The organism is Escherichia sp. E4385 (assembly GCF_963883145.1).
Classification (GTDB): domain Bacteria; phylum Pseudomonadota; class Gammaproteobacteria; order Enterobacterales; family Enterobacteriaceae; genus Escherichia.
On record NZ_CAWOOJ010000011.1, the window covers coordinates 39,535 to 55,702 of the forward strand.

The 16,168-nt window shown below is 47.1% G+C and carries 19 protein-coding genes; 7 read left to right on the forward strand and 12 right to left on the reverse strand.

The features are described from left to right. Positions 1 to 9: 9 nt before the first annotated feature. Together yeaV and dmlA are read right to left on the reverse strand one after the other, a co-directional pair. Entirely contained in the window at positions 10 to 1,620 is a 1,611-nt protein-coding gene (gene yeaV / locus AACS80_RS10060; protein ID WP_138183776.1) for a BCCT family transporter YeaV, read from the reverse strand. A 250-nt stretch (positions 1,621 to 1,870) separates the two neighbouring features. Continuing rightward, positions 1,871 to 2,956 (reverse strand): multifunctional D-malate/3-isopropylmalate/tartarate dehydrogenase, encoded by a 1,086-nt coding sequence (gene dmlA, locus AACS80_RS10065; RefSeq protein ID WP_135410034.1) that lies wholly within the window; start codon positions 2,954 to 2,956, stop codon positions 1,871 to 1,873. 102 nt (positions 2,957 to 3,058) lie between these two features. Between dmlA and dmlR the strand changes: the two genes are divergently transcribed. The 5 genes from dmlR to AACS80_RS10090 all read left to right on the forward strand — a co-directional run bounded on the left by dmlR (position 3,059) and on the right by AACS80_RS10090 (position 5,862). Next, the gene (gene dmlR / locus AACS80_RS10070) at positions 3,059 to 3,982 is read left to right on the forward strand and encodes a DNA-binding transcriptional regulator DmlR (protein ID WP_130223483.1); all 924 of its coding nucleotides are present in this window, start codon (positions 3,059 to 3,061) and stop codon (positions 3,980 to 3,982) included. Between the two features lie 126 nt (positions 3,983 to 4,108). Next, the gene (gene leuE / locus AACS80_RS10075) at positions 4,109 to 4,747 is read left to right on the forward strand and encodes a leucine efflux protein LeuE (RefSeq protein WP_130208404.1); all 639 of its coding nucleotides are present in this window, start codon (positions 4,109 to 4,111) and stop codon (positions 4,745 to 4,747) included. Between the two features lie 181 nt (positions 4,748 to 4,928). Beyond that, positions 4,929 to 5,279 carry a DUF1971 domain-containing protein YeaR gene (yeaR, locus tag AACS80_RS10080; RefSeq protein WP_240725503.1) on the forward strand — a complete coding sequence of 117 codons (351 nt, stop codon included), beginning with the start codon at positions 4,929 to 4,931 and terminating at the stop codon, positions 5,277 to 5,279. A 3-nt stretch (positions 5,280 to 5,282) separates the two neighbouring features. Beyond that, positions 5,283 to 5,465, forward strand: a complete 183-nt coding sequence (locus tag AACS80_RS10085) for a DUF1869 domain-containing protein (RefSeq protein WP_064529220.1) — start codon at positions 5,283 to 5,285, stop codon at positions 5,463 to 5,465. Between the two features lie 148 nt (positions 5,466 to 5,613). Then, entirely contained in the window at positions 5,614 to 5,862 is a 249-nt protein-coding gene (locus AACS80_RS10090) for a GlsB/YeaQ/YmgE family stress response membrane protein (protein WP_064529219.1), read from the forward strand. A gap of 59 nt (positions 5,863 to 5,921) precedes the next feature. Here the strand turns inward: AACS80_RS10090 and yoaJ are convergent, their stop codons facing one another. The 3 genes from yoaJ to AACS80_RS10105 are packed head-to-tail and all read right to left on the reverse strand — an operon-like array spanning position 5,922 to position 7,155. Next, on the reverse strand, positions 5,922 to 5,996 hold the full coding sequence (gene yoaJ / locus AACS80_RS10095; RefSeq protein ID WP_001386836.1) for a protein YoaJ: 75 nt from the start codon (positions 5,994 to 5,996) through the stop codon (positions 5,922 to 5,924). 2 nt (positions 5,997 to 5,998) lie between these two features. Beyond that, complete coding sequence (locus AACS80_RS10100; protein ID WP_001219350.1) at positions 5,999 to 6,097, reverse strand: YoaK family small membrane protein; 99 nt, start codon at positions 6,095 to 6,097, stop codon at positions 5,999 to 6,001. 32 nt (positions 6,098 to 6,129) lie between these two features. After that, positions 6,130 to 7,155 carry a sensor domain-containing diguanylate cyclase gene (locus AACS80_RS10105; RefSeq protein ID WP_130259884.1) on the reverse strand — a complete coding sequence of 342 codons (1,026 nt, stop codon included), beginning with the start codon at positions 7,153 to 7,155 and terminating at the stop codon, positions 6,130 to 6,132. A 184-nt stretch (positions 7,156 to 7,339) separates the two neighbouring features. On the opposite strand from AACS80_RS10105, the gene AACS80_RS10110 reads away from it, so the two are divergent. Beyond that, on the forward strand, positions 7,340 to 7,594 hold the full coding sequence (locus AACS80_RS10110; RefSeq protein ID WP_130208398.1) for a putative hemolysin: 255 nt from the start codon (positions 7,340 to 7,342) through the stop codon (positions 7,592 to 7,594). A gap of 21 nt (positions 7,595 to 7,615) precedes the next feature. Here AACS80_RS10110 and AACS80_RS10115 read toward each other — a convergent pair whose 3' ends face one another. Both AACS80_RS10115 and AACS80_RS10120 read right to left on the reverse strand, forming a co-directional pair. Then, positions 7,616 to 7,963: a DUF488 domain-containing protein gene (locus tag AACS80_RS10115; protein WP_064529217.1), complete on the reverse strand. Its 348-nt coding sequence runs from the start codon at positions 7,961 to 7,963 to the stop codon at positions 7,616 to 7,618. Between the two features lie 81 nt (positions 7,964 to 8,044). After that, positions 8,045 to 8,491 (reverse strand): DUF441 domain-containing protein, encoded by a 447-nt coding sequence (locus AACS80_RS10120; protein WP_130208396.1) that lies wholly within the window; start codon positions 8,489 to 8,491, stop codon positions 8,045 to 8,047. 169 nt (positions 8,492 to 8,660) lie between these two features. Between AACS80_RS10120 and yoaI the strand changes: the two genes are divergently transcribed. After that, positions 8,661 to 8,765 carry a small membrane protein YoaI gene (gene yoaI, locus AACS80_RS10125; protein WP_130218789.1) on the forward strand — a complete coding sequence of 35 codons (105 nt, stop codon included), beginning with the start codon at positions 8,661 to 8,663 and terminating at the stop codon, positions 8,763 to 8,765. Here the strand turns inward: yoaI and yeaK are convergent, their stop codons facing one another. The 5 genes from yeaK to yeaG all read right to left on the reverse strand — a co-directional run bounded on the left by yeaK (position 8,766) and on the right by yeaG (position 15,934). Beyond that, positions 8,766 to 9,269: a mischarged aminoacyl-tRNA deacylase gene (yeaK, locus tag AACS80_RS10130; protein ID WP_135410033.1), complete on the reverse strand. Its 504-nt coding sequence runs from the start codon at positions 9,267 to 9,269 to the stop codon at positions 8,766 to 8,768. A gap of 42 nt (positions 9,270 to 9,311) precedes the next feature. After that, a complete protein-coding gene (dgcJ, locus tag AACS80_RS10135) occupies positions 9,312 to 10,802 on the reverse strand; it encodes a diguanylate cyclase DgcJ (RefSeq protein WP_130208727.1) in 1,491 nt (496 codons plus the stop codon). Between the two features lie 180 nt (positions 10,803 to 10,982). Next, positions 10,983 to 12,458 carry a sensor domain-containing diguanylate cyclase gene (locus AACS80_RS10140; RefSeq protein ID WP_171021439.1) on the reverse strand — a complete coding sequence of 492 codons (1,476 nt, stop codon included), beginning with the start codon at positions 12,456 to 12,458 and terminating at the stop codon, positions 10,983 to 10,985. A 146-nt stretch (positions 12,459 to 12,604) separates the two neighbouring features. Beyond that, a complete protein-coding gene (locus AACS80_RS10145) occupies positions 12,605 to 13,888 on the reverse strand; it encodes a YeaH/YhbH family protein (RefSeq protein WP_138183777.1) in 1,284 nt (427 codons plus the stop codon). A gap of 111 nt (positions 13,889 to 13,999) precedes the next feature. Further along, on the reverse strand, positions 14,000 to 15,934 hold the full coding sequence (gene yeaG / locus AACS80_RS10150) for a protein kinase YeaG (RefSeq protein WP_064529211.1): 1,935 nt from the start codon (positions 15,932 to 15,934) through the stop codon (positions 14,000 to 14,002). Between the last annotated feature and the right edge of the window lie 234 nt (positions 15,935 to 16,168).

Here is a 16,168-nt window from a genome sequence, read left to right on the forward strand (position 1 = left end):
TGATGGCGCTCAGTTGTCGCCTTTGAATACGGTTCCCGCAGGGAGCACAGGCGTTTTTTCCGGGGCTTCAACCGGTGTCTGCGGGAGATAATGTTCAACTTGATGAGCCGGAATGTCGGCGTAATCCTGTTTCAGCCAGCGAAGAAATCCGCCGACTTTCACCAGTAAAATGACGAGGAAGGGAAGGGCTGTGAGCACGACGGTGGTTTTCATCGTTTCCAGCGACGCGCCGGTGAACAGAATTGAAAGCGGGATCAGTGTGATCACCACGCACCAGAAAAGACGCAGCCCACGGTCAGGATCTTCACCTTCCTGGAGATTACGCGTACTGGTCGCCGCCATGGTGTAGGCCACCGCATCCATATGCGAGGCAAGGAAAATAATCATCACGCCCAGGTATGCGGCGAGGAACAATTTACCGGCTGGCAACGACATCAGAACTTGCTGCACAGCTGTTTCACCGCCCAGTGTTTCCAGCACCTGAGGGACGTTGATTACGCCATTGATAAACTGATGAATGGCATAGCTTTCCATTACACCGAAGAAGAACCAGCAACCGACGGTGCTGCCGAGGATCAGTCCCCAGATAACTTCTTTAATCTTACGGCCGCGCGAAACGCGGGTGACAAACATTGCCACGCCGGGCGTGTATGAGATCCACCACAGCCAGTAGAAAACGGTCCAGTTGCGGGTAAATGAACCATCGCCAAGCGGATCGGTAAATAAGCTCATTTGCAGGAAGTTTTGCGTGGTCAGGCCGATGGCATTGATGATGCTGTTGGTAATAAATTCGGTTGGGCCGACAATCAGAACCAGCAATGGCAGCAGGAAGGCGCCCCAGCCGACCATTTTGCTCAGACGTTGCAAACCGTTGTTGATACCAATCCACGAGCTAAGGCAAAAAATGCCGCCGGAAAGCAGGATAACAAAAGCCTGTACGGTAAAGTTATCCGGTAAACCGGTCAGTGCGGAAAGACCACGAGTAAAAGTTGCGGCGGTGACGACCAGGGAAATAGTCAGTGCGCCGACAGTGGCGATCAGGAACATCAAATCGACCAGTTTTCCCCACGGACCTTGCGGGCGAACGCCGGTAATAGCAGCAATAATGCCGGAAAGACTCAGCCCTTTATTTTTCCGCACATGAAAGTGGTAAGCCATGATTAATGAGGCCAGCGTATAGGTTGCCCACGCGCTGATGCCCCAATGGAAGAAGGAGTAGGGAACGCTAAATTCGAGTGCCTGTTGTGAACGCGGCGCGATATTTAAACCAGGCGTTTGATAATAATAGGCCCACTCAGCAACCCCCCAATAAAGCGTAGAAGAACCTAAACCGGCACAAATAAACATAAACAGCCAGGAGAGCGTGCTGTATTCCGGTTTTCCTTCGCCAAGACGAATATTGCCGTATTTACTGGTGGCTAAATAAATCACCAGTCCCATTGCCAGCAAAACCAATACCTGTACGGCGGAACCTAACGTACGCGTGACAAAAGTGAATATTGCGTTGGCCGCGTCGGCCGATTGTTGTGGGAAAAGGCTTAATGCAGCTGCGATGAAAAGAATGGCCACCAGGCTGATGCTTATCAGCGGCACATCTTTTTTCTTAACATTGCTCATCATGAGTCATCTCCTGGGCATAAAAGCCCGTCTCTGGCTTTTGCCAGTTGTAATTATGTGCAGGGTAATGAATTGCATGTTGTGTTTAACAAATTGATTATTTGCATGTTACATAAATTAAACAATTAAGAATACGGAAAGCCATAAAACACGAAACGGAAACAATAAAAGGTGAAATGACGCAGGTTATTTACTGAAGAGAATGAATAAAAAAACCGCGTCAGTGACGCGGTTCAAATAAACTGGTTTGACCTTAACGCAAAATAATTTTGCAAATCGCGTCGGCAACCTGTGGCGTGGTGGCATTGCCTTTCATATCGGGTGTTTTCGGCCCGTGAGCAATCACTTCTTCAATCGCTGCCAGAATAGCGTTATGCGCTTGCTGGAAACGCTCATCGCCATTGCCGAGGAAATCGAGCATCATTGCACCGGCCCAAATCGTGGCGATAGGGTTAGCAATATTTTTCCCGTAGATATCCGGCGCGGAACCGTGGACAGGCTCGAAGAGCGACGGAAAAGTACGTTCCGGATTCAGGTTGGCGGATGGGGCAATGCCGATGGTGCCGGTGCAGGCCGGGCCAAGATCGGAAAGGATATCGCCAAACAAATTGGATGCCACCACCACGTCAAAACGTTCTGGTTGCATCACAAAGCGCGCGCAGAGAATATCAATATGCTGTTTGTCCCAGCGGATCGCCGGGTAATTCTCAGCCATTGCTTCCACTCGCTCATCCCAGTACGGCATGCTGATGGCTAAACCGTTCGATTTAGTGGCAGAAGTTAGCGTCTTACGTGGGCGGCTTTGTGCCAGATCAAAGGCATAACGCAAAATACGGTCGACGCCACGGCGGGTAAATACCGATTCCTGGATGACAACCTCATGCTCCGTTCCTTCGTTTAACCGTCCACCCAGAGACGAGTATTCGCCTTCTGTGTTCTCGCGCACTACGTAAAAATCGATATCGCCAGGCTGTTTCCCCGCCAGTGGGCAAGGTACGCCAGGAAAGAGGCGGACCGGACGCAGGTTAACGTATTGGTCAAATTCACGGCGAAATTTCAGCAGCGATCCCCATAACGAAATATGGTCCGGAACGGTATCCGGCCAGCCGACAGCACCAAAGTAGATAGCGTCGAAACGGCTGAGTTGTTCATGCCAGTCGTCCGGCATCATTTTGCCGTGATGGCTGTAATATTCGCAACTTGCCCACTCCATCTGCTCAAAGCTTAAGGCAAAGCCCCAGCGTTCAGCGGCAGCCTGTAACACACGAATCCCTTCAGGAAGGACTTCTTTGCCGATTCCATCCCCGGGTATTGCAGCGATCCGAAACGTTTTCATCATTGGGTTCTCACTTCCTGACCATCAAAATTGACAATACCCTCATCCTATAATTGACTGAAAAGGAATTAATCCCCGCAACTGGTGAAACATAAAACACGAATCATGAATAATTTACCGCTGCTGAACGATTTGCGCGTCTTTATGCTGGTGGCTCGCCGGGCTGGTTTTGCTGCTGTAGCAGAAGAAATGGGTGTTTCTCCGGCTTTCGTTAGCAAGCGTATCGCCTTACTGGAACAAACACTGAATGTGGTGTTATTACACCGCACCACGCGTCGCGTGACGATCACCGAAGAAGGTGAGCGGATTTATGAGTGGGCGCAGCGCATATTGCAGGATGTCGGGCAGATGATGGATGAACTCTCCGACGTGCGACTCGTGCCACAAGGGATGTTGCGTGTTATCAGTAGTTTTGGGTTTGGACGGCGAGTTGTAGCTCCGGCATTATCGGCGCTGGCAAAGGCTTATCCGCAACTGGAATTACGCTTTGACGTGGAAGACAGACTGGTCGACCTGGTCAATGAAGGCGTCGATCTCGATATTCGTATTGGTGATGACATTGCACCTAACTTAATCGCCCGCAAACTGGCGACCAATTACCGTATCCTCTGCGCGTCGCCGGAATTTATTGCACAACATGGTGCGCCGAAACATTTCACGGACCTTTCAGCGTTACCTTGTCTGGTTATAAAAGAGCGCGATCATCCATTTGGCGTCTGGCAATTGCGCAATAAAGAAGGAAACCACGCCATTAAAGTCACTGGCCCGCTAGCGTCTAATCATGGTGAAATAGTGCATCAATGGTGTCTCGATGGTCAGGGTATTGCGCTGCGCTCCTGGTGGGATGTCAGCGAAAATATTGCCAGTGGCCATTTGGTGCAGGTACTACCGGAGTATTATCAGCCCGCGAATGTCTGGGCGGTGTATGTATCCAGGCTGGCAACATCAGCGAAGGTGCGGATAACGGTAGAGTTTTTACGCCAGTATTTTGCCGAGCACTACCCGAATTTTTCACTGGATCACGCCTGATTAATGATTCAATTATCGGGTTATTATCAGGTTAAAACCTGATTTTCTCCTTTCTAAGCCACTACAGATTGGTTAGCATATTCACCTTTAATCGCGCATTTCCCAAAGAAAATTAAAGAGGTTAACGTGTTCGCTGAATATGGGGTTCTGAATTACTGGACCTATCTGGTTGGGGCCATTTTTATCGTGCTGGTGCCTGGGCCGAATACTTTGTTTGTGCTTAAAAATAGCGTCAGCAGTGGAGTGAAAGGTGGTTATCTTGCAGCCTGCGGCGTATTTATTGGTGATGCGGTATTAATGTTTCTGGCGTGGGCAGGTGTGGCAACGTTGATTAAGACCACACCGATATTATTCAACATCGTACGTTATCTTGGCGCGTTTTATTTGCTCTATCTTGGGGGTAAAATTCTTTACGCCACCCTGAAGGGCAACAATAGCGAGGCCAAATCGGATGAACCACAATATGGCGCTATTTTCAAGCGCGCCTTAATATTGAGCCTGACCAACCCGAAAGCTATTTTATTCTACGTGTCATTTTTCGTGCAATTTATCGACGTTAATGCGCCACATACGGGTATTTCGTTCTTTATTCTGGCGATGACACTTGAGATAGTCAGCTTCTGTTATTTGAGCTTCCTGATTATTTCCGGCGCCTTTGTCACGCAGTACATTCGCACTAAAAAGAAACTGGCAAAACTAGGCAACTCTCTGATTGGTTTGATGTTTGTCGGTTTTGCCGCTCGACTGGCGACGCTGCAATCTTAGTGCTTTCCGCCCGCGATCCCGCGGGCTTCCTTCCTGAACGCTACCGCGCCTGGACGTTGACGCAGTGCTAAAAAGTAACCAATAAATGGTATTTAAAATGCAAATTATCAGGCGTACCCTGAAACGGCTGGAATAAACGGTTTTCAGCGCATTTACCGAAGGAGGGAGAAGGATGCTACAAATCCCACAGAATTACATTCATACACGCTCAACACCTTTCTGGAATAAACAAACCGCACCTGCCGGAATATTCGAACGTCATCTTGATAAAGGAACTCGTCCCGGGGTTTACCCTCGATTGTCCGTTATGCATGGGGCGGTCAAATATCTCGGCTATGCTGATGAACACAGCACAGAACCTGATCAGGTGATCCTTATCGAAGCGGGGCAATTTGCGGTGTTCCCGCCGGAAAAATGGCACAACATTGAAGCCATGACAGACGATACTTATTTCAACATCGACTTCTTCGTTGCCCCTGAAGTCCTGATGGAAGGCGCAAAACAACGGAAAGTCATTCATACCGGGAGATGAATTATGGGCAAAGCAACGTATACCGTAACCGTCACCAATAACAGTAATGGTGTCTCTGTTGATTACGAAACAGAGACACCGATGACATTGCTGGTGCCAGAAGTTGCGGCGGAAGTGTTAAAAGATCTTGTTAACACGGTGCGCTCTTATGACACAGAAAACGAACATGATGTTTGTGGCTGGTAATTTTACCTGATAGAAAAATTCGCCATTTTATGCGCCATCGCAAAAAAAATATGCGTGATGCTCATCACAATTTTTACTTCTTTGATGTTGTGCTATGCTTTTTATTAGCGACCAACTCGCTAATACAAAACAGATAAGGAAGGATAAAATGGGCATTCTGTCATGGATTATTTTTGGGCTTATTGCTGGTATTCTGGCGAAGTGGATTATGCCAGGTAAAGATGGTGGTGGATTCTTCATGACTATCCTGTTGGGGATTGTCGGCGCCGTGGTTGGCGGATGGATCAGTACACTGTTTGGCTTTGGTAAAGTCGATGGCTTTAACTTTGGCAGCTTCGTGGTTGCGGTGATCGGTGCGCTTGTCGTGCTGTTTATCTACAGAAAAGTCAAAAGCTAACGCTCAAATAAAACAAAGGCTGCTTTTTCGCAGCCTTTGCTATTTTTACAGGTGCTGTGTTACCACCACCCTAGCTCGGTACCAAGGACGACAATAATCGCAACACCCATCATAATAATCGTTGTTTTTTTCATCTTTATGCTCCCGGGGCAGCATAGCCGCCAATAAAAAACCACGCTAAAAATACGACTGCCGTAATAAAGATTACGACAGGGAAAATAATACCGATTCGCATGTTATCACCAATCAAAAGGATTTGAATACGCCTCAGGAATCCAGAGCTGAATGCGCGACAAAAGGTTTTTTCTCTTTGTGTTTTTTCTCTTGGTACATTGCGATATCTGCGGCATGCAGGGCGCTGTCGGCATCAGTTGTTTCAGGATCCACTTCAATAATGCCGAGGCTGGCGCCAGGATAAAACAAGTCAACATCACCTAAGTGATATTCACCGCGTATTTGCTGCTGAATACGCTCACGCAATGACGGGATATCGGCATTTTCATCGGCCAGCGATGCGACCAAAAATTCATCACCGCCGAGACGACCAATAATCTCGCTATTCTGATGTAGTGTGTTAAGGCGCTGGCCAACCTGAATAAGAAACAGATCTCCGCTATTATGACCAAAACGGTCATTGATTAATTTGAAGTTATCCAGATCGATAAAGGCAATAATGGCTTTACGTTTCAGATGCCGCGCGAGAGAAAACAGTGTCGTCAGATTATCAAAAATTGCCCTTCGATTCGGCAGTCCCGTCAAAGAGTCAGTATAAGATTGCGCAATCAACGCCGCATTAGCTTCACGCAATTGCTCAACCAGCGCCTCTTTTTGGATGTATTGTGTAATAAGCCCGGCGAATAACTGCAAAACTTGCTCCGCGCGTTCGCTCCACGGGCGTTTCTCGCTGCTGGCGGCGCAAAGCGTGCCGTAGAATGAGCCATCCGGTAAGTGAATCGGCGTGCTCAGAAATGTCGTGATCCCAAGATTGCGTGCCGCAATGCAGTCGCCCCAACGGTCAGGGACTTCATCGCTGAAAAAACAGTTCTCATCAATTGCGCGTTTGCACAATGAGTGATCCCAGGAAACGGTAAAATTCTCCGGGATGTGCATTTTCTGGCTATTACGGGCATACAAAATGTGTTGCAGGCGCGCGTCAATATCCACTTTTGTCAGATACGTCGACTCCATGTCGGTAACCATTTCCAGCATCTCCAGAAGTTGCCGGACCAGACTTTCCAGAGACTGTTCCGAGACGAGTGACTGCGAGACGCGGGCAATGATCTGATCTGACACGAAAGAACTCCAGGCGGTGGTAGGTAAAATGCTGAATATTTAATCTTTACAGGCATGATAAAACATCATCAACAAAGATGAAACCAGACGTAATATATTTCGAATGAATGTAAAAGAAATAGTGCTGCAAAACATAACGATACCGCGATACTCTAAAGTGTAGATAAACGAGTGAGATCACTATATGAAAATTATCCGTTTTGTTTTGCCTTGCCTGTTAGTCCTGGCGGGGTGTTCAACTGCTTCTCAACCCGATGCGCCTAAACCGCCACATGTTGGAATGGCTAATCCTGCATCGGTCTACTGCCAGCAAAAGGGAGGTACGCTTATTCCGGTACAAACAGCGCAAGGGGTCAGCAACAATTGCAAATTACCGGGCGGCGAAACGATTGATGAATGGGCATTATGGCGGAGGGATCATCCGGCTGATAGAAAATAACAACCGGATGCCGGGCGAGAATTACAAACTGCGTAGCCAATCGGCCAGCACCAGAGCATGGTTTTGCGTGGTATTTTTTGCCGAATAGAGTAGGGTTAGTGTCTGCTGGCGGGCAATATCCGCCAGTCGTTTCCCTTCTTGCTCATGCTGCGCCAGTTCTGCAAGATATTGTTCGCGAAAGGTTTCAAAATCGATCACTTCGCCGTGAAAGGCTTTGCGTAATTCCGTTGAAGGCGTGATGGTTTTGTCCCATTCATCAAGTGCTAAATCTGTTTTTTTGATACCACGCGGCCAGAGACGATCGACCAGTACGCGATAACCATCGCCTTGTTCAGCCGGATCATAGACGCGTTTACACTGAATATTCATCGTGTTTGTTCTCCCTTTCACGCAACATTGCCACGCCACTATAGCACTTTGTTTTTATGGTTATGGCGGCTGCGGCAAAAACTACTGCTTACCAATTATCAGCGAAACCAGGCCAGCAGCAATAAGCGGGCCGACGGGCACACCGCGAAAAAGCGCTACGCCTAAAACCGTACCCATCAGCAATCCGGCTACCAGTTGTGGCTGACTACCCATTAACGTGACGCCGCGTCCGCCAAGCCAGGAAACAATCACGCCTACGGCAATAGCGACTAATGATTTCCAGTTCAGAAACGAGTGAACAAGTGTCGACGGTGGCAGCGTCCCGCTGGCGATTGGGGCCATAACACCGATGGTGAGAATAATTATCCCGATACTCAACCCTTGTTTTTCAATCCAGGGGAAAAAGGTGCTCAACGGTGTGACGCGGACAATGATCAACACCAGAATTGAAACGGCGACAGTGGTGTTGTGGCTGACAAAGCCCAGCGCAGCTAATCCGAGGAGGATTAACAAAGTGACATCAAACATCGTGGTTTCCTTGCCAAAAAATAATTATCCCTCGTACTTTACGCTTGCTGAGGGCAGGAATCAGACATTAATTACACTTTTTGCATAAAAAATAGGGAGAATTGTCATCAAACTGCCATGTGCGTACGCTAACAATAACGTGAAAACAGTTATCTCCAGGGGTAAAACCATGAACGATCAAATGTTCATTGAGACACTGATTATCACGTCATCGTTTTTTGCCATTGCGGTTGTGCTGGTACTGTCAGTTTTGCTACTTGAACGGACCAGCTAGTTATACAGTACGGCGGAAATGGACCAGCTCTGGTTGCGCAATGCGTAAATAATCTGCGGTGTTAAGAATAACTGATTTATCCAGCATGCCTGCGTTGAAGGCAATTTCATCGAATCGCTCGAAGAGTAGTGGGTCAGCGACCAGTTTGAGTTTGGGGTGGAAGCTGAAAGGCGGGATGGCGCCAAAAACGCAGCCCGTGAGTTCATCGACCTCCGCCGGGCTGGCAAGCGAGGCGCGTAACCCGCCAATGTGACTGGCGAGTTGGCTCAGATCGGCCTGTTGATCGGCAGGAAGTATCGCTAATACATGTTGATTAACGCCATTACCTTTGACTTTACATACCAGCGCCTTAGCGCCCTGACCTAAAGCGGTGCCGCGAATTTCTGACACCGCTTCACATTTGCCCACCGCTTCGTGGGTGACGATGCGGAAGTTAGCGCCTTCTTGTGATAATAAAGCGATTAAGCGCTGATGCGTCACGCTTCCTTTAGCCGTTTCAGTCATTTCACGCTCCTGGATTTATAACTAAACAACCACAGAAGATTATCATGAACTGCTGTTTTTGTTCTGTTTATTGACATACAGACGTTCGTCGGACGCTTTATAAGCATCGTGAATCGTATCGGTTTCTTTCATCGCATAAATGCCGGAAGAGAAGCCGATCTCTTTTTGCGGTGCGATGTGTTGCAGGCGTTTTTCAATACGTTCAGGCAATTGCGCAGCAATTTGTGGCGTCGAATCGACCAGGATGATGCAAAATTCATCACCGCCGAGACGGATAGCATAATCGCTTTTACGAATCGACTGTTTAATCGCCTGTGCCAATAAAGTAATCGCTAAATCACCTTCCTGGTGGCCGAGTGTGTCATTAATTTGCTTTAACTTGTCCATGTCAATAGCAATGAACATGACTGCAGAACCTGCCTGAACCAGGCGTTGCAAGCGTTGCTGCAATTCAGGAGTCAATATTTTGCGGTTATACAATCCGGTCATCGCATCGCTAATATTTTCGCGAGTCACGTTTTGGTACAAGCGGAAGTGCATGCGCACCATATTCAGTAATATCAATGCCGTCAGCAGCCAGAAGACAACGCTTTTCCATGAAGATGTAATAAAGTAAAGAATATCAATGGATAATGTAACGCGAATTCCGCCAGGTAAGTCATGGACGTAACTGACATACTGAAACAGATTGTCTTCACTCTGGTTGATAATAATGTCCCGACCCGAATCTACATCGGTAAGCGTAACATTGAGAAAACGCCAGAGGAGAGGGCGGTCATGAGTGTAAAAGATATTCCGCAGGTTGTTTTTATTGATATCCAGCAGCACTATCCCTTTAAGTTGACCTGCGAGATAAACCGGCGTCAGCAGGCTCATCACATTCTGTTTGGTACGCTGATCCTGGTAAATGCTCGATAATACGGTTCGACCGGTAAACACCTTTTCAATGTCTTTACGGTTAATGCCAATGCTTCCTGATTGCAAAAACGACCAGTTATTCATGGCGAAGTATTCAACATTTACCGGCTCATAAAAATAGACATAGCGGTCATTGAGATCGAGATAATAGTGAAATTTCTCTTCGGCCATCCCAAGACCGGAACCATATTCATCTTGGTGGCGATTACCTTCCACCGCTTGATCAAATGCGGGTAATAGCGCCGCTGCTTCCACAATTGTGTCACAGTCATCGGATGCGCTCTGTAATGTCCCGCGCAAGCCAGAATAAGTATGGGCCGTCAGATTTAATCCATGAGTATTATTGGCCGTTTCAAAAGCCTCACAGATAGCACGTCGCTGTTCTGGCGACACCTCTGACTGCTCAGCAGCAAGTGCGCGCATGACATGTGCGGCAATACTCTGATTTTGATACTTATCATAGAGAAAGGAGGAATCCGCTTTCTGGACGATATAGCGCAAGTAGGCGCTCATCGCTCTGTCGCTGGCGACAAGTTCAAAAATAAGGAAGGAAGATGTCAGCACAATGACACTTGCGGCGATAAAATGCCGGAGCATTCTATGGTGCAATTTCATGATAAATGGCACTCCTTCGGTTAGTGAAATGAGAAAACCAGTTAAAGTTCGATTGCGGCCTGGCACAGGGGCGCTAATTATACTCATCTCTGTGCCGTTGGGGAGGAGAAATTTAGTGGTATTAGATATTAATTGTATGCAAAAGCCACGCAAAAAGCATGGCGGTGAATATTTTTGCACTCAAAGACGATGAATAATCACTTTGTTGCCTCCCTCGCTTTTCGCCTCACGTAAGGCTTTATCTGCTTCTGTCATGACAAGTGAAAGATTGTGCGTATCTCCGGTGGAAAAAACACTGCCAATGCTGATAGTCATTGGTTCAGGAACAGCATATCTGTTACTAAAGCCGGTCAGGAGTTCGACATTTTTACGCACACGTTCAGCAATAATTTTTGCCTGGGCAGCATTGAGTTCGGTAAATAGCAGGCCAAATACTTCACCCTCAAGACGGGCTAAAATGTCATCGGGGCGGATACTTTGCTGGATAATATCGACAATTGAAACCAGCACTTTATCACCCACATGATGCCCCCATTGGTCATTGATGCGTTTGAACTGGTTAATATCTACCAGCATGATACAAAAATCCTTCACAACAGGTCGCGACAATAATGACTCTACGCTGTTGAAAAAGTAACGGCGATTATAAATATTGGTCAACACATCATGAACCGCCAGTTTGCTGGAGAGTTGCAGCTCCTGAAAAATATTATAAATCAGAAAAGCAACAACAAACAGTTTGCTGGAAACTTCGATACCACGACTGATGTACCAAATGGTGTAATTGTATTCATCCAGAGTCAGCAGAAGTAAGTTACAGCAGAGCGATGCCAGACATAATAACGCTATTGACGGCCAAAGTTCGCTTGCTAGTCGTGTGCGCATGATAATAAAGAACAGCAAAAATGCCCACAGACAAACCAAAATTTTTGTGTAGTTAATTCCCCAGCTCGCAGAATTGCTATCCGGACAGTAATCTACGACGTATAAGGAATAGTCAGGATTATAACTGCTCAGGTTGTGTGCCAGTAAGGGAAACAACATGAAAGGTATCAGCGCCAACAACAGGATGCAGGTTTTTTTCTTGTTGTTCGTTAGAATACTTTTTCGGTCATAACAGAAGAGAGCTAACGCTGTTAAGCAAATGAAACTTAGCTGGCGAAACAGATATAATATGGAAACATCATTTGATTTAGCCTGAATAAGCGTACTGTCACTGATAGGTTTATGAATAATGACAATGGTTTCAGTTAAATAGAAAATGCCACTTAAAAATGCAAGGCTTAAAATGAGTGTTGGTAAAATTTCACGGTTAGTGAAATATTTCATTAGCATGAATAGAAAAATGACGGCGTTAAGGAAAAACAAAGCCACAACAACCATCAGGTAATTCATCTGCGGGATGAGTTTTACATTGGTGTTTTCGTTATATAAGGTGGTGATGCAAAATAAAATCAATGTCAGCAGTAAACTGAAAATAAAAAAGCTTTGTGCTTTTAGCTTTTGTGTACACATAGAAATCATAAAAAGGAGAGCAATGTGAGTGCTGAATTTTATTGATGCTCGAGATATATAGTTTTGACCAAGATCAATTTTCGCTATCAATAAAAAATAATTAAAGAATAGCCCCGGGAAAATACGTGTTAACCGAATCATTTTTCCGAATGATTGTTTTCTGGAACTAAATTGTGTAAAGGTTGCGCTGTCATACTTAAAGCAATTGTAAGCTAACGTATGTAATAAATTAAATAATTTACAGTAAGCTAAAAATCAGCCAGGTAATAATGACCTGGCTGATGGTATTAGTCTTTAGTAGTTGCGTTTTGCTTATGAAACAGTTCACGGAATACCGGATAAATATCATCCTGATCGCGGATATGCTGCATCGCAAAGTTTTCGAAAGTAGATTGCAGGTGCTCATATTCGCGCCACAATGTCTGATGAGCACGACGGGTAATTTCGATATAGCTGTAATAACGAACAACTGGCAGTAATTTCTTCGCCAGTATCTCATGGCACAGCGGAGAGTCATCAGCCCAGTTGTCGCCGTCCGATGCTTGCGCAGCATAGATATTCCACTGCGCCGGGTTATAACGCTCTTTTACCACATCATCCATCAGTTTCAGTGCGCTGGAAACAATGGTGCCGCCCGTTTCCTGTGAGTAGAAAAACTCATGTTCATCAACTTCTTTCGCTTGGGTATGATGGCGAATGTAAACGACTTCTACGTTCTTGTATGTTCTGCTCAGGAACAGATACAGAAGAATGTAAAAACGTTTGGCCATATCTTTGGTGGACTGATCCATCGAGCCAGAAACGTCCATCAGGCAGAACATTACTGCCTGGCTGGAGGGATCGGGCCGTTTCTCATAATTTTTGTAGCGTAAATCGAAAGTGTCGATGAAAGGAACACGTTCAATTTTAGCTCGCAGTTCGGCTATTTCTTTGCGCAAGCGTTCCTCTTCCAGCAGTTGCGCAGGTTCAGTATTGCTGATTATCGCTAAATCTTCTTCCAGCGCGTGCAGTTCCCGCCGCTTGCCCGCGGTCATCGCGGTACGTCGCGCCAGCGAATTTTGCAATGAGCGTACCACGCTAATATTGGCCGGAACGCCGTTAGCGGTATAACCCGCGCGATGCGTTTTAAATTCGGTCAACTGGCGTTGCTGGTTTTGTTTCAGATTTGGTAAAGCCAAATCTTCAAACAGCAGATCGAGATACTCATCTTTCGAAATCTGAAAGACGAATTCATCCTGACCTTCACCGTCCTGGCTGGCCTGGCCCTGACCGCTACCAGAACCACCGCCGCCGCCTTGAGGCCGCTCAATACGGTCGTTCTGTACGAAATGGTCGTTGCCCGGATGAACGCGATGGCGCAAGCCGCCACGCCCCTGATGAAACATTGGTTCGCTGATATCTTCCGTTGGAATGGAAACGGACTCGCCGCTGTCGACATCGGTCACCGAACGCTTATTAATGGCCTCGGAGATCGACTGTTTAATTTGCGCTTTATAACGGCGTAAAAAACGCTGGCGATTCACCATGCTTTTATTTTTGCCGTTCAGACGCCGGTCAATAAACCAGGTCATATGCCCCCCGTACTGCATTTGCCAACTGTATGCTACGCCTGTGTTGCCGCCTGTCTGGCACACGGTTCGCTGTCGTTGTAGGCCCGGCGCATGCGCACCGGGCCGTTGTTGTTAAGACGATTTACGTACGCGCAAATACCATTCGCACAGTAAACGTACCTGTTTACGGGTGTAGCCTTTTTCCATCATACGGTCGACAAAATCGTCGTGTTTCTTCTGCTCGTCGGTTGAGGTTTTGGCGTTAAACGAAATGACCGGCAACAACTCTTCGGTATTGGAGAACATTTTCTTCTCAATGACCGTGCGCAGTTTTTCGTAACTGGTCCAGTTCGGATTGCGTCCGCTGTTATTCGCTCTGGCACGCAGTACAAAGTTGACGATCTCGTTACGGAAATCTTTCGGATTGCTGATCCCCGCCGGTTTTTCGATTTTCTCCAGCTCGGCGTTCAGCGACTCGCGATCAAACAATTGACCAGTATCCGGGTCGCGATACTCCTGATCCTGAATCCAGAAATCCGCATAGGTGACATAACGGTCGAAAATGTTCTGCCCATATTCAGAATAGGATTCAAGGTAGGCCGTCTGAATCTCTTTGCCGATAAACTCGGCATATTTCGGGATCAGATAACCTTTCAGGAACTCCAGATAGCGTTCGGCCTGTTCTTGCGGGAACTGCTCGCGTTCAATCTGCTGTTCAAGAACGTAGAACAGATGAACCGGGTTAGCCGCCACTTCCACGTGATCGAAGTTGAACACGCGGGAGAGGATCTTAAACGCGAAACGCGTAGACAGACCGTTCATCCCTTCATCGACGCCCGCGTAATCACGATATTCCTGATATGACTTGGCTTTCGGATCGGTATCTTTCAGGCTTTCGCCATCATAAACGCGCATCTTCGAATAAATGCTGGAGTTTTCTGGCTCTTTCAGGCGCGAAAGAATGGAAAAACGTGATAATGTTTCCAGCGTGCCTGGCGCGCATGGCGCGTGAGTCAATTCACTATGATTAAGTAATTTCTCGTAGATTTTGATCTCTTCGGAAATACGCAAGCAATATGGCACCTTCACGATATAGACACGGTCGAGGAAGGCTTCGTTGTTTTTATTATTACGGAAAGTCACCCATTCAGATTCGTTCGAGTGGGCGAGAATAATCCCGTTGAACGGCAGGGCGGAGATACCTTCCGTCCCGTTGTAGTTACCTTCCTGAGTGGCGGTTAACAGGGGATGCAGCACTTTAATCGGTGCTTTGAACATCTCAACAAATTCCATGATCCCCTGGTTGGCGCGGCACAGCGCACCGGAATAGCCGTAGGCATCCGGATCGTTCTGGGCGTGGTGTTCGAGTTTACGAATATCCACTTTCCCCACTAGCGCGGAAATATCCTGGTTGTTCTCATCGCCCGGTTCCGTTTTGGCAATGGCAATCTGTTGCAGAATAGACGGCCACACTTTGACCACGCGGAATTTAGTGATGTCGCCACCAAATTCATGCAGACGTTTTGCCGCCCACGGCGACATAATGGTGCCAAGGTAGCGGCGTGGAATGCCGTACTCTTTTTCAAGGATCTGCGCATCTTCCTGTGGATTGAACAGACAGAACGGATGATCGTTAACCGGGCTTCGCTCACCGTTGGCGCTCAATACATAAATAGGCACGCGTTGCATTAATGATTTCAGTCGTTCAGCAAGTGACGACTTACCCCCACCCACAGGTCCCAGCAGATACAGGATTTGTTTCTTCTCTTCCAGCCCCTGAGCCGCGTGTTTCAGATAAGAGACAATCTGTTCAATCGCGTCTTCCATGCCGTAAAACTCTTCAAATGCCGGATAACGTGCGATGACCCGGTTAGAAAAGAGTCGAGAAAGTCTGGGCTCCTGGGCTGTATCGACCATGACAGGCTCACCAATAGCCATCAATAGCCGCTCTGCCGCGTTGGCATAAGCACTGCGATCTTGCCGACAAATGGTAAGAAACTCCTGCAGTGTGAACTCTTCGTCCTTGGCAGCTTCATATCGCTGGCGATAGTGATCGAATATATTCATGGTATGCCGTCCTTTCGTTTTTTAGCACAGGTTAAGAGCCGTTCATATGAATAGTAGAGGCTCCCGGAAGAGGTAAACTGAACGACGTCTCTTGCTAAAACACAGCAACTCTCATGCCATCCTGCGGACCATGAGACCAACGTGCCCGGTGATACACCTTCAAAATTAAGCGTAGATGGCAATTGAGAAACTTGCCTGCACGGCTTTCTGAATTTCAATGGCATATCAACAACT

Excerpts from the sequence above, each read along its gene's own strand:
- yeaV (WP_138183776.1), bottom strand. The coding sequence starts at position 1,620 with ATGATGAGCAATGTTAAGAAAAAAGATGTGCCGCTGATAAGCATCAGC.
- dmlA (WP_135410034.1), bottom strand. The coding sequence starts at position 2,956 with ATGATGAAAACGTTTCGGATCGCTGCAATACCCGGGGATGGAATCGGC.
- dmlR (WP_130223483.1), top strand. The coding sequence starts at position 3,059 with ATGAATAATTTACCGCTGCTGAACGATTTGCGCGTCTTTATGCTGGTG.
- AACS80_RS10085 (WP_064529220.1), top strand. The coding sequence starts at position 5,283 with ATGGGCAAAGCAACGTATACCGTAACCGTCACCAATAACAGTAATGGT.
- AACS80_RS10090 (WP_064529219.1), top strand. The coding sequence starts at position 5,614 with ATGGGCATTCTGTCATGGATTATTTTTGGGCTTATTGCTGGTATTCTG.
- AACS80_RS10100 (WP_001219350.1), bottom strand. The coding sequence starts at position 6,097 with ATGCGAATCGGTATTATTTTCCCTGTCGTAATCTTTATTACGGCAGTC.
- AACS80_RS10110 (WP_130208398.1), top strand. The coding sequence starts at position 7,340 with ATGAAAATTATCCGTTTTGTTTTGCCTTGCCTGTTAGTCCTGGCGGGG.
- AACS80_RS10115 (WP_064529217.1), bottom strand. The coding sequence starts at position 7,963 with ATGAATATTCAGTGTAAACGCGTCTATGATCCGGCTGAACAAGGCGAT.
- AACS80_RS10120 (WP_130208396.1), bottom strand. The coding sequence starts at position 8,491 with ATGTTTGATGTCACTTTGTTAATCCTCCTCGGATTAGCTGCGCTGGGC.
- yoaI (WP_130218789.1), top strand. The coding sequence starts at position 8,661 with ATGAACGATCAAATGTTCATTGAGACACTGATTATCACGTCATCGTTT.
- yeaK (WP_135410033.1), bottom strand. The coding sequence starts at position 9,269 with ATGACTGAAACGGCTAAAGGAAGCGTGACGCATCAGCGCTTAATCGCT.
- dgcJ (WP_130208727.1), bottom strand. The coding sequence starts at position 10,802 with ATGAAATTGCACCATAGAATGCTCCGGCATTTTATCGCCGCAAGTGTC.
- AACS80_RS10140 (WP_171021439.1), bottom strand. The coding sequence starts at position 12,458 with ATGATTCGGTTAACACGTATTTTCCCGGGGCTATTCTTTAATTATTTT.
- AACS80_RS10145 (WP_138183777.1), bottom strand. The coding sequence starts at position 13,888 with ATGACCTGGTTTATTGACCGGCGTCTGAACGGCAAAAATAAAAGCATG.
- yeaG (WP_064529211.1), bottom strand. The coding sequence starts at position 15,934 with ATGAATATATTCGATCACTATCGCCAGCGATATGAAGCTGCCAAGGAC.